General features: G+C 52.1%; 10 protein-coding genes and 1 pseudogene. 7 read left to right on the plus strand and 4 right to left on the minus strand.

Annotated elements, in window-relative coordinates; genetic code table 11:
• Positions 1 to 29: 29 nt before the first annotated feature.
• Together hemA and cybB are read right to left on the minus strand one after the other, a co-directional pair.
• A complete protein-coding gene (gene hemA, locus ABFX35_RS00320) occupies positions 30 to 1,292 on the minus strand; it encodes a glutamyl-tRNA reductase (RefSeq protein ID WP_279025729.1) in 1,263 nt (420 codons plus the stop codon).
• 356 nt (positions 1,293 to 1,648) lie between these two features.
• Positions 1,649 to 2,188 carry a cytochrome b561 gene (gene cybB / locus ABFX35_RS00325; RefSeq protein ID WP_095844573.1) on the minus strand — a complete coding sequence of 180 codons (540 nt, stop codon included), beginning with the start codon at positions 2,186 to 2,188 and terminating at the stop codon, positions 1,649 to 1,651.
• A gap of 309 nt (positions 2,189 to 2,497) precedes the next feature.
• Between cybB and lolB the strand changes: the two genes are divergently transcribed.
• The 3 genes from lolB (at position 2,498) to prs (ending at position 5,107) form a co-directional block, all read left to right on the plus strand.
• On the plus strand, positions 2,498 to 3,121 hold the full coding sequence (gene lolB / locus ABFX35_RS00330) for a lipoprotein insertase outer membrane protein LolB (protein ID WP_346078502.1): 624 nt from the start codon (positions 2,498 to 2,500) through the stop codon (positions 3,119 to 3,121).
• Complete coding sequence (ispE, locus tag ABFX35_RS00335; protein WP_346078504.1) at positions 3,118 to 3,978, plus strand: 4-(cytidine 5'-diphospho)-2-C-methyl-D-erythritol kinase; 861 nt, start codon at positions 3,118 to 3,120, stop codon at positions 3,976 to 3,978. The genes lolB and ispE overlap by 4 nt, the downstream gene beginning before the upstream one ends.
• Positions 3,979 to 4,159: 181 nt before the next feature.
• Positions 4,160 to 5,107, plus strand: a complete 948-nt coding sequence (prs, locus tag ABFX35_RS00340; RefSeq protein ID WP_095844576.1) for a ribose-phosphate diphosphokinase — start codon at positions 4,160 to 4,162, stop codon at positions 5,105 to 5,107.
• 168 nt (positions 5,108 to 5,275) lie between these two features.
• Here prs and ychH read toward each other — a convergent pair whose 3' ends face one another.
• Positions 5,276 to 5,554, minus strand: coding sequence for a stress-induced protein YchH (ychH, locus tag ABFX35_RS00345; protein ID WP_121554567.1), 279 nt, complete (start codon positions 5,552 to 5,554; stop codon positions 5,276 to 5,278).
• 333 nt (positions 5,555 to 5,887) lie between these two features.
• On the opposite strand from ychH, the gene pth reads away from it, so the two are divergent.
• Complete coding sequence (gene pth, locus ABFX35_RS00350) at positions 5,888 to 6,478, plus strand: aminoacyl-tRNA hydrolase (RefSeq protein WP_095844578.1); 591 nt, start codon at positions 5,888 to 5,890, stop codon at positions 6,476 to 6,478.
• A 531-nt stretch (positions 6,479 to 7,009) separates the two neighbouring features.
• On the opposite strand, the gene ABFX35_RS00355 is transcribed toward pth, so the two are convergent.
• On the minus strand, positions 7,010 to 8,467 hold the full coding sequence (locus ABFX35_RS00355) for a SulP family inorganic anion transporter (protein WP_346078506.1): 1,458 nt from the start codon (positions 8,465 to 8,467) through the stop codon (positions 7,010 to 7,012).
• A gap of 333 nt (positions 8,468 to 8,800) precedes the next feature.
• Between ABFX35_RS00355 and ychF the strand changes: the two genes are divergently transcribed.
• The 3 genes and pseudogenes from ychF to ABFX35_RS00370 all read left to right on the plus strand — a co-directional run.
• Positions 8,801 to 9,892 carry a redox-regulated ATPase YchF gene (gene ychF / locus ABFX35_RS00360; protein WP_279025740.1) on the plus strand — a complete coding sequence of 364 codons (1,092 nt, stop codon included), beginning with the start codon at positions 8,801 to 8,803 and terminating at the stop codon, positions 9,890 to 9,892.
• Positions 9,893 to 10,106: 214 nt separating this feature from the next.
• A complete protein-coding gene (locus ABFX35_RS00365; RefSeq protein WP_346078509.1) occupies positions 10,107 to 11,282 on the plus strand; it encodes a tyrosine-type recombinase/integrase in 1,176 nt (391 codons plus the stop codon).
• Between the two features lie 278 nt (positions 11,283 to 11,560).
• A pseudogene (locus ABFX35_RS00370) lies at positions 11,561 to 11,995 on the plus strand (caspase family protein); the annotation flags it as partial.
• Positions 11,996 to 12,136 lie beyond the last annotated feature (141 nt).

A 12,136-nucleotide genomic window follows, 5' to 3' on the forward strand; every position in this document is an offset into this window, starting at 1 on the left:
GTATTAAACCTTGTTAATAATAAAGAAAACTAATGCTGATCCAGCCCAAGGCTGTCGCGTAAAATTTGCAACCGCTCCACATCGCCATCAATAGCGGCCTGCTGGAGGGATTTGGTAGGGGCATGAATAAGGCGGTTGGTCAGTTTATAGGCCAGTTCGTGAATAACCTGTTCGACGCTTGCGCCCTGGGCAATCGCGGCCAGCGCTTTTGCCTCCATTTCCGTGCGGATGTGATCGGCCTGCGAACGGTAGTCACGGATGGTCTCCACCGCGCCTTGCGAGCGCAGCCAAGCCATAAAGTTGGAGCTTTCCTGCTGAACGATGGTTTCAGCCTGCACCGCGGCGGCTTTGCGCTGCGCCAGGTTGCTCTGAATAATGGCCTGCAGATCGTCAACGCTGTAGAGGTAGGCGTTGGCCAGCTTGCCGGCTTCCGGTTCGATGTCGCGCGGCACGGCGATATCCACCAACAGCATCGGCTGGTTGCGGCGCGCTTTCAGCGCCCGCTCCACCATCCCCTTGCCGATAATCGGCAGCGGGCTGGCGGTGGAACTGATGACAATATCCGCATCGGCCAGGCGTTCGTCGATTTCCGGCAGCGTGATCACTTCGCCGCCTACCTCTTCCGCCAGTTGCTGCGCCCGTTCACGGGTACGGTTGGCAATAATCATATGCTGAACTTTGTGCTCCCGCAGGTGGCGCGCCACCAGTTCGATGGTTTCACCCGCGCCGACCAGCAAGACGTTCAACTCGGCCAGGGATTCGAAGATCTGCCGAGCCAGGGTGCAGGCCGCAAAGGCCACCGACACCGCGCTGGCGCCGATCTCGGTTTCGGTGCGTATGCGTTTGGCGACAGAAAACGATTTTTGAAACAGCCGCTCCAGCTCACCGGAAAGCGACTGCCCGCGTTGGGAATCGGCGAAGGCTTTTTTCACCTGACCAAGAATTTGAGGTTCGCCCAGCACCAGAGAGTCCAGGCCGCTGGCAACGCGCATCAAATGGCTAACGGCGTCATTGCCGTGGTGCCAGTACAAGCTTTTGCGCACGTCTTCCGGGCGCAACTGGTGATATTCGCACAGCCAGGCCACCAGTTGCTCGTGGATGTGTTCCTGTTGCTCAACGCTGAGGTAGAGTTCCGTGCGGTTACAGGTAGACAACACAACACCGCCCTGCACCAACGGCTGTTGGAGCAGGCTATTTAGCGCTTTTTCGATTGACTCTGAGGAGAAGGCAACGCGTTCTCGTAGAGAAACCGGAGCGGTCTTGTGATTAATACCTAACGCGAGCAGGCTCATTGCTTCGAGTAATACTTATCTTGGTACGGGTTCTCGTTGAACGGCATTCTACTTGATGAGCTGGATCAATTAAAGTAACAACCGCATATTCCGTTCAATCGCTGGCATAGGCCACAGTAATCAAAAATTACCGATTAATATCAACGTAGTATGAAATTACGCCTGCCACGGCTGAAATGTATCCGGCATCTAAAATTCAGACGCTAACATAGCCATATATCAATAGGTTACATATGGTTTTTGTGGAGCATTAATCGCCCCCATAAAAGTGACATCGTCACAAAACACCAAAATACGCCCTAAAGAGAAACGGCGGTGCGCCCCCACGCAACGGCAAGGGCACACGACAGCCGGCGTCAATCCCTCTTGCGAAACGGCATCATGCGCAGCAAGGTGTTGTCTTTGACAAGATAGTGATGGAACAAGGCCGCCGCCGCATGTAGGCCGATCAGCCAATACCCCAGATTCGCCAGCGTTTTGTGCCAGCCGATAACCGCACGGGCAGCGCCCCTATCGGCCGGCTCCGCAAATGGCATTGGGATACCAAACAGGAACCATTCCCTGCCGCCGATATAACGGGAATAGACGCCCAGAATCGGCAGCGTGAACAGCAGCAGATAAATCAAAATATGGGCCGTGCTGGCCGCGGCGGCTTGCCATTTCGGCGGCGGAGGGACAATCGCCGGGGTGGGATAACGGTGGCGCAGGATCAGACGGAAGATCATCAGAAAGAAAACCACCACCCCGCAGCTAAAATGGGTGACGACCAAAACATACCATGGCCCGGTGCCAATCTCTGCCATGGTGCGCAATTCGATGGTCGCGCAGGTTATCACTAGCAGGATAAACACCCACCAATGCAGGCGAATCTGTACCGGTGCATATCGGTTTTCCACTATTCCACCTATTTTCTGTGCGTAAAGAAATTATGGCCTGATAGTAACCAAATGTTACAGCGAAAGAAAGCGGCAAAAAGCGCTGCGCGCCCATGCCGGCTTGCTACTGCCACAGCATTACCACAAAATTAAGACAGCAGGATGTTATGGCGCCATGCGATGCAGCGTAAGGTGATTGTGTTAACCTAGAGGCAGCCCCGCCGCTGGGGCAGCACGTTGCCCTTATAAGCACCTTTGGTGATCTGTTATTGACGCTGCACATTCCCTCGTTTACGTGGGCGCAGCAAGGAAAAAGGACGATAAAACGTTATGCCAATTCGCAAAGTCAATTTGCTTCGCCTAATCCCGCTGGCCAGCCTGGTGCTGGCGGCCTGTACCACCACCAAACCCAGCGGGCCGGCGACCAGCCCCACCTCCCCGCAGTGGCGCGCCCATGAGCAGGCGGTACAGCAAATCAGTCAATACCAAACCCGTGGCGCTTTCGCCTATCTTTCCGATGAAAAACGGCAGTACGCACGCTTTTTCCTGCAGCAGTTCTCACCTGAGCGCTATCGCCTGCTGCTCACCACCCCGGTTGGCAGCAGCGTGCTGGAACTGAATGTGCAGCAAAACGTGGTGCAGCTCACCGACAGCAACGGCAAACGCTACGTGGGCGACAACGCCGAAGAGATGATCCGCAAACTTTCCGGCATGACGATCCCGCTGGACAACCTGCGCCAATGGATGCTGGGCTTGCCGGGCGACGCTACCGATTTCACACTGGACAGCCAGTATCGGCTCAGCAAGCTGACCTACCGCCAGGGCGATCAAAGCTGGGTTGTGGACTATCAGGACTACAACACCGAGGTTCAGCCCTCGCTGCCGGGCCGCCTGGAGCTGCAACAGGGGAACCAGCGCATCAAGCTGAAAATGGATAACTGGACACTCAAATGATTCACCGCTGGCCTTCTCCGGCAAAATTAAACCTGTTTCTTTATATCACCGGCCGTCGCCCCGACGGTTATCACCTATTGCAAACGCTGTTTCAGTTTCTGGACTACGGCGACACCCTGACCATCGAACCACGTGCCGATCAACAAATTCGTTTGCTCACGCCGGTTGCCGGCGTGCCGGATGAACAGAACCTGATTGTGCGTGCCGCCCGCCTGCTACAGCAGCATTGCCGTGAACAGGCGATCGCCACCGCAACGTGCGGCGCGGATATCAGCATTGAAAAAGTGCTGCCGATGGGCGGCGGCCTGGGCGGCGGCTCATCCAATGCGGCAACGGTGCTGGTGGCGCTCAACGCGCTGTGGCAATGTGGACTAAGCGATGATCAACTGGCGCAAATGGGGCTGGCACTCGGCGCTGATGTGCCGGTCTTTGTGCGCGGCCATGCCGCCTTTGCCGAAGGCATTGGTGAGCAGTTGCAGCCGGCCGATCCGGCAGAAAAATGGTACCTGATCGCCCACCCTGGCGTCAGTATCCCCACGCCGGTTATCTTCGGCGACGCGGATTTAACCAGAAATACGCCGGCCCGGCCACTTGAGGCGTTATTGCAGGCTCCGTACGCAAATGATTGCGAACCGATCGCAAGAAAACGTTTTCGCGAGGTTGAACAGCTTCTTTCTTGGCTGTTACAATACGCGCCGTCGCGCCTGACGGGTACAGGCGCTTGTGTATTTGCCGAGTTCGATACCGAGTGCGCTGCCCGTAAGGTGTTAAATCAAGCCCCGGCGTGGTTGCGTGGTTTTGTAGCGCGTGGTGTTAACATTTCCCCGCTGCATCGCACCCTTTCCGGGCAACGATGAACCGTAGCCCAACGTTGCGCTGCGCAGGGCCGGCCCCATATAGCCCTGTAATCACTGCGCTGCCTGCGGTTTCATGCAGTTTTACATACCCGTATGCATATTGCGCCGGCGTCGCTAACAGCCCCCTTAGCGAAGGCCGTATGACAATATCTTCTCTGGACGCAAGCCTGAGGTTCTTCTCGTGCCTGATATGAAGCTTTTTGCTGGTAACGCCATCCCCGAACTAGCACAACGTATTGCCAACCGTTTGTACACCAGCCTTGGTGACGCCGCTGTAGGTCGTTTTAGCGACGGCGAAGTGAGCGTGCAAATCAACGAAAACGTACGCGGCGGTGATATTTTCATCATCCAGTCCACCTGCGCACCCACCAATGACAACCTGATGGAGTTGGTTGTTATGGTCGATGCCCTGCGCCGCGCCTCCGCAGGGCGAATTACCGCCGTTATCCCTTACTTCGGCTACGCGCGCCAGGATCGCCGTGTGCGTTCGGCACGTGTGCCAATCACCGCCAAAGTGGTTGCCGATTTCCTCTCTAGCGTAGGCGTTGACCGTGTTCTGACGGTTGATCTGCACGCCGAGCAGATTCAAGGCTTCTTTGATGTGCCGGTCGATAACGTGTTTGGTAGCCCTATCCTGCTGGAAGACATGTTGCAACAGGATCTGGAAAACCCGATCGTGGTTTCACCGGATATCGGCGGCGTTGTGCGCGCCCGTGCTATCGCCAAACTGCTCAACGATACCGACATGGCCATCATCGATAAACGTCGCCCACGCGCAAACGTTTCTCAGGTGATGCACATTATTGGTGACGTTGCAGGCCGCGATTGCGTGCTGGTGGACGACATGATTGATACCGGCGGCACCCTGTGCAAAGCAGCCGAAGCGTTGAAAGATCGTGGCGCCAAACGCGTGTTTGCCTACGCAACGCACCCAATCTTCTCTGGCAGCGCCGTAGACAACATCAAGAACTCGGTGATTGATGAAGTGATCGTTTGTGACACCATTCCGCTGTCACCGGAAATCAAAGCGCTGAAAAACGTCCGTACCCTGACCCTCTCCGGCATGCTGGCTGAAGCTATCCGCCGCATCAGCAACGAAGAGTCAATTTCTGCTATGTTCGAGCATTAATCGTAACCGGGCATGGCCGCGTGCCATACCCGGTTATCGCGTAATCCTGCGGCAGAAAAGCAAAACCCGTTGACGCCCTGCATCAACGGGTTTTCTTTTTTTCATCATCAGCCCAAGCCTCACGCCCGGATGAGTGGCAAAACGCGGTGATCCCCCTCTCACTTACGCTCAATGCGAAGCGCGGTGCTGGTTATCCCGGCAGCGTTTGTCGAAGTGTTTGACCCACCAATAGCGATCGGCAACCCGTTCATGACCACTCACCCTGGCGCCGACCAGCCACAGCAAGGCGCCAACAAAAATGCTCAGAACCGCGCCATGTGAGAAAAACTGCGGCAGATTAAACTGGGAGACTTCGGCAATAATCGAATACCCGACGCCGCCAATCATCACTACCAGGCCAAGCCCCATGAGGGTATTGCCAAGCCGGTCTGCATTTTTACGTTTCATATGTCACCTCCATCGAGTCACATATTTCATCAGCAAAGTGGGATGAATGATTAATCCTGTTTGATGAGTTGAGTATAGGAAACTTATCGGCGGCGTTGTTGCGTTAACGATCACATAATGGCAATAAACACTGACAAATCTTTACGTAAACAGCGAATTAATCACCACAGGGTGCAAAAGCAGCGCAAAATGTTCATCAGGCCCCAGCGCTATTTTGGTAGCGAAATTATTAACAATGTTAATTAAATGATCTATTGCGCCGGCCTTTTGTCATTCCGGACGCGGGAAGGTAGACTACTTATCTTTCTCTATCCCAGCTAAAGTGAATTTTCAGTGAGCAGTATCAAATTAATTGTCGGCCTGGCTAACCCAGGCGCTGAATATGCCCAAACGCGGCACAACGCCGGGGCGTGGTATGTTGATCTCCTGGCCGGGCGCCATAACCAGGCGCTAAAAGAAGAGAGCAAATTCTTCGGCTATACCGCCCGCCTGAACCTGGCCGGCAACGACGTGCGCCTGCTGGTGCCAACCACCTTCATGAACCTGAGCGGCAAGGCCGTCGCCGCAATGGCGACATTTTACCGCATTGCGCCAGATGAAATTCTGGTGGCGCATGACGAACTGGACCTGCCGCCTGGCGTGGCCAAATTGAAACTGGGAGGCGGCAATGGCGGCCATAACGGCCTGAAAGATATCCAGAGCAAGCTGGGCAATAACCCCAATTTCTATCGTTTACGGATCGGCATCGGCCACCCGGGCGACAGAAATAAAGTCGTGGGTTTTGTGCTGGGCAAGCCGCCGGCAACCGAGCAGGCTCTCATCGATGAAGCGATTGATGAATCCTTGCGCTGTACCGAGCTGTTGTTGCAAGAAGGCATGACAAAAGCGATGAATCGCCTTCATACTTTCAAAGCCGGCAGCTAAACGCCGGGCCGATGGAGTGAGGCCCAAGGATGGGCCGAGTAATAAAACCAATACACCTGCTGTTTAAAGTAGGGTGAATATACCTCTATCTTATTATGCCGTTGCCGAAAAAATTGCGGTTATAACGCGCCTTGCCATGCACAATAATCCTGCGTTTGCGAACAAGGCATGCATGTTTATAGAACGAGCATATTGAAGTAAAGATTAATAACAATAATATAGCCAACACGTGGATTCCATTCACAATGTATATTTAAGGAGCTGCACTTTAGCTGAAAATAAAAAGATGAACAATTAATTTAAACATCAATAAAATCGTTATTTTATTAAAATAGCATAAGCATGAAATATATTATTCATTGCAGAAATACACCACTATCGTAAAAATTTAAAAAACATATATGCCGACAGAAATAGCGGGGAAATGTTTGTACCAGAAAACGATGGGGTTGCACGCCAAACTTGCCGTACAGATTTGAACGCAAAAAGCAGCGGCCCCGCAGGGCCGTGTAGGGGCAATTTGATGTCAGTTTATTGAGGCTCGTCCAGCTCATGGCTGCAGAAAGGGCCGGCCAGTTTGAGCAGATGAATACAGTCTTCACTTAGGTGGCGCAGGCGGATACCTTTCCCCTCTGCCATATAGCGGGCGGTCAGTTTATCAATCGCCTCTACGCCGCTGGAATCTAACACCCGCGTTTGCGCAAAATCCAACACCACGGCGGCAGGATCATTTTCCGGCCGAAAGAGTTCGGCAAAAGCGGTTGCCGAACCAAAGAATAACGGCCCTTGTAAAAAATAGATGACCTGTTCCTCTTCCTGCTTCACGGCACGCAGCGTAATACGCGCATGCTGCCAGGCAAAGACCAACGCCGAGATAATCACCCCGCTTATCACCGCCACGGCCAGGTCCGCATAAATCGTAATGGCCGTTACCACAATCAAAATAATTCGGTCGGCTTTAGGCATATGTTTAAAACGGCGCAGTGAACTCCATTCAAAGGTGTTGTAGCACACCACCAGCATAATACCGGCCAAGGCGGCAACCGGGATCACGCCAATATACGCCGAAAGGCTAACCACAAAGAGTATCAGCAGCAGCGCGCCGAGGGTGGATGAAATGCGCCCGCGCCCTCCGGAGGTGAAATTGATGATCGATTGCCCAATCATCGCACAGCCGGCAAAACAGCCAAACAGGCCGCAAAGGGCGTTGCCTGCCCCCTGCGCGATACTTTCCCGGTTGCCATCGCCTTTGCTGCCGCCCATATCATCCAGCACGGTCATCGTCAGCAATGATTCAATCAGGCCCACCAGCGCAATCACCAAGGCATAAGGCAACACTACGCGCAGCATCTCCAGGTTAAATGCCGCCAACGGCAAACCCAAATGCGGCAAGGTGCCGGAAATATCCGCCAAATCGCCGACCCGCAGCGTGTTCAGGTGCAAGCCGATAGCCAACGCAGAAATGATAATCAACGCCGCCAGCGACGACGGGATGACTTTGGTCAAACGGGGGAACAGCACCACCACCAGTATCGCCAATAGCACCAGCCCATACATCAGCATCCCCTGGCCGGCGATCATATGCAGTTGGGCTAACATAATCACGATCGCCAGCCCGTTAACGAAGCCGTGGATCGCCGGCAATGGCACCAGACGAATAAATTTCCCCAGGCGGAACGCCCCAATCAGGATCTGGATAATGCCGGCAAAAATGGTCGCCCACAGCACGTATTGCATGCCATGCTGCGCCGCCAATCCCATAAGCACCACCACGATCGAACCGGCAGCCCCAGAAACCATACCTGGCTTGCCGCCGAATAGCGCGGTAGTCAACCCAATGATAAACGCGGTATGCAGCCCAACGATCGGTGAAAAACCGGCAACCAACGCAAAGCCAACCGCTTCCGGCACCATGGATACTGCGACGACAAAACCGGCCAGCACTTCGTTTTTAATATCAGCAAACCTGATATTTTTTATGTTAAACATAAACTTCCCAAATTTATTCATCATACCTGCGTCAGTTAACCGCTATGCAACGGTTGTACTGCATCCAGAAAAGTTAGCAGCGCTCTGGTGACGGCGCCGTTTCGCTGCGTTCCTGGCACAGATGTGTTTTACCAACATTGCATGCCAGTATGTTGAAATGTGATCAATATCTCAATGGCAAACGCCCGTTCGGCGCCGGTGTTCAACGGCACGGCGGCAACAGTGAGTCGAGATAAAGGCGCATTACGTGTATAATGGCGCCATAATTTTGCCATTTATACGGTTGGTTAACTTTAACCATCTGATAGTTAAGATATTTAAGGTGATATAAACATGGGATTCAAATGCGGTATCGTCGGTCTGCCTAACGTTGGCAAATCCACCCTGTTCAACGCGTTGACCAAAGCGGGCATTGAAGCAGCCAACTTCCCGTTCTGCACCATTGAACCAAACACCGGTGTGGTGCCGATGCCCGATCCGCGTCTGGATAAACTGGCCGAGATCGTCAAACCCCAGCGCATCCTGCCGACCACGATGGAATTTGTCGACATCGCCGGCCTGGTAAAAGGCGCATCCAAAGGCGAAGGCCTGGGCAACCAGTTCCTGACCAACATCCGTGAGACCGAAGCTATCGGCCACGTGGTGCGCTGCTTTGAAAATGACAATATCGTGCACGTTTCCGGCAAGGTTGATCCTGCGGAAGATATCGACGTTATCAATACCGAGCTGGCCCTTTCCGATCTGGAAACCTGCGAGCGCGCCATGCACCGCGTGCAGAAGAAAGCCAAAGGCGGCGATAAAGACGCCAAAGCCGAGCTGGCCGCACTGGAAAAATGTCTGCCGCACCTGGAAAACGCCGGTATGCTGCGCGTGTTGGATCTGACCCCGGAAGATAAAGCCGCCATCCGCTATCTAAGCTTCCTGACGCTGAAACCGACCATGTACATCGCCAACGTGAACGAAGACGGTTTTGAGAACAACCCGTATCTGGATAAAGTGCGTGAAATCGCTGCGGCAGAAGGTTCTGTAGTGGTTGCCGTGTGCGCCGCGGTGGAATCCGATATCGCCGAACTGGAAGACGACGAGCGCGACGAGTTCATGGCTGAACTCGGCCTGGAAGAACCCGGCCTGAACCGCGTGATCCGCGCCGGTTATGAACTGCTGAACCTGCAGACCTATTTCACCGCCGGTGTGAAAGAAGTCCGCGCCTGGACCATCCCGGTTGGCGCAACGGCACCGCAGGCCGCTGGCAAGATCCATACCGACTTTGAAAAAGGCTTTATTCGCGCCCAAACCATCGCCTATGAAGATTTCATCACGTACAAAGGCGAGCAAGGGGCAAAAGAAGCCGGCAAAATGCGTTCAGAAGGTAAAGACTATATCGTTAAAGACGGCGATATCATGAACTTCTTGTTTAACGTCTAATTAAAATTTGTCGTCTCATGAGGTTTCACTGAATCTCATGAAAGCCACAAAAAACCATAAAATCCACGCAATTGCGTGGATTTTTCATTTCATAGGGTCTCAATTCATCTCGTAACAACGCAGCCCAAAATGAGTACATGAATGAGTACAACATTCTTCTATCTTCATTTTAGGTGAGTACAATAACGGTATAATAAATAAACAAAGCCCCGTTATGCTCACTGATACGCAATGCCGTACTGCCAAGCCGAAAGAAAAACTCTATCGGCTCAATGACTTCAATGGTCTCTACCTCGAAGTGAAACCCAACGGCAAAAAGGCATGGCGCTATCGGTTTAAACTCAACGGCAAATCCAGCATGTTCGCGTTGGGTGAGTACCCAACGGTCAAACTTGCCGAAGCTCGCGAAAAATGTGAGCAAGCGCGTAAACAAGTCGCGAATGGAGTTAGCCCGACACAGGCTCGCCAGTTAGATAAGATCCGCAAGGTCAACGACGCATCCAACACCTTTGAGCTGATCGCCAAAGAGTGGTTGCAGATGAAAGACTGGGCCGAAATCACCAAAACGCGGCGACTGGATATGCTTGAACGTGTGGTTTTTCCCGCCATCGGTAAGCTCCCTGTCAGAGAGATCACTCCACACCATATACTTAAAATTCTTCAGGAAACCGCTAAACGAGGAGCACCAACAGTTGCCGCTGAAGCCCGTCGCACCATTTCATCAGTTTTTGAGTTGGCAGTCGCGACGCTTAGAGCTGATAGCGATCCCGTATGGCCTGTGCGCAAGGCCTTTCCGGCTAATAAGACACAGCACAAACAGGCACTAAATCCTCAGCAAATCGGAAAGTTACTAAGCTGTTTTGACAATAGTCGTGGCTCGTATCAGGTTAACTATTGCATGTGGCTTATGTGGTGGACATTGGCGCGTCCTGCAGAAGCCACCGAAGCAGAATGGACAGAATTCGATCTTAATAACGCCCTATGGACCATTCCGGCAGCGCGAATGAAAGCCCGCAGAGAACACGTTATTCCCCTACCCTTCCAAGCTGTCAAAATGCTCAGAACACTACAGGGGTTAACCGGGCATCGGCAGCACCTTTTCCCGGGCAGAGATAATCCGCTAGGGCCAATGACATCGCACTCGCTGCGCCAGCTACTTAAAAGCCTCGGATGGAGTGGCATTTATAGTCCCCATGCTACCCGAACTACAGGAAGTACGCGTTTAAACGAAATGGGCTATCGACCTGATGCTATTGAGGCCCAACTTGCACACGCTGATACCAACAATGTTCGTCGCACATACAACCATGCAACTTATCTTGATGAGCGAAAGGTTATGATGCAGGAATGGGCAGATATGTTGGACAAATGGGTAGCAGAATTCGAGTAGAACTTACTGCACTTAGTGAACCACGAGGATAGAACTCATTCTTCAGGGTCCACTTTGTGCCAGGAGCGGACATTGCGCACATCGAACACTGTTAATTTATGGCTTACTGGTCAAATGTTTTTTCACTAAAATGTTCACTGAAATCTCCAGCTGACTTCGTAGCGTACACTAAGAGCGGGTTTTGTAGTTATAACATTAAAGGAACGCAGCATAATGAATAAACAAAGTGATATAATCACAACGATACCAACAACGATCTGATACGATGGAATATGCTTATGAAAGATCTTCGTTACTTCCTAAAGGAAAGTTATATCAATAGTAGGGCCTTAGTTATTGGTATAAACAAATATAAGAATGTATCCCCTCTCGCATATGCAGTTAATGATGCATTAGAAATAAAGAGTTTACTCATCAATGAATTCGATTTCGAGGAGAGTAACATATCATTTCTTCTTGATGAAAACGCTACCAAAGAAAATATATTAAGAGCATTTTCCAGACTTACAAGGGATGATGTCGAACTAGATGAGAGGATTTTCATTTTTTATGCTGGACATGGTGAAACACGAACTGGAATTTATGGTGAAGTTGGGTTTCTTGTGCCGCATGATGCAATCACAGATGATCTATCTACCTTTATACGCTGGGATGAACTTACCAAAAATGCAGAGTTGATAAGAGCTAAACATATACTTTTCGTCATGGATGCCTGCTATGGTGGGTTGGTAATCTTCCCATTTTTAACGGAGGTGATAAGTAGAATCAGGTCATGCGTTGAATATGCTGCATCGGCGTGTAGCCATTCAATGCCATATTCGGACGCTCGTGATTATAAAACCATTGCCAGCGTG

It is taken from the genome of Gibbsiella dentisursi (genome assembly GCF_039539505.1).
GTDB classification, from domain to species: Bacteria; Pseudomonadota; Gammaproteobacteria; order Enterobacterales; family Enterobacteriaceae; genus Gibbsiella; species Gibbsiella quercinecans.

Coding starts and splice junctions, on each gene's coding strand:
- hemA (WP_279025729.1), bottom strand. CDS start 1,292: ATGAGCCTGCTCGCGTTAGGTATTAATCACAAGACCGCTCCGGTTTCT.
- ychF (WP_279025740.1), top strand. CDS start 8,801: ATGGGATTCAAATGCGGTATCGTCGGTCTGCCTAACGTTGGCAAATCC.
- ABFX35_RS00365 (WP_346078509.1), top strand. CDS start 10,107: ATGCTCACTGATACGCAATGCCGTACTGCCAAGCCGAAAGAAAAACTC.
- ABFX35_RS00355 (WP_346078506.1), bottom strand. CDS start 8,467: ATGTTTAACATAAAAAATATCAGGTTTGCTGATATTAAAAACGAAGTG.
- lolB (WP_346078502.1), top strand. CDS start 2,498: ATGCCAATTCGCAAAGTCAATTTGCTTCGCCTAATCCCGCTGGCCAGC.
- ispE (WP_346078504.1), top strand. CDS start 3,118: ATGATTCACCGCTGGCCTTCTCCGGCAAAATTAAACCTGTTTCTTTAT.
- ychH (WP_121554567.1), bottom strand. CDS start 5,554: ATGAAACGTAAAAATGCAGACCGGCTTGGCAATACCCTCATGGGGCTT.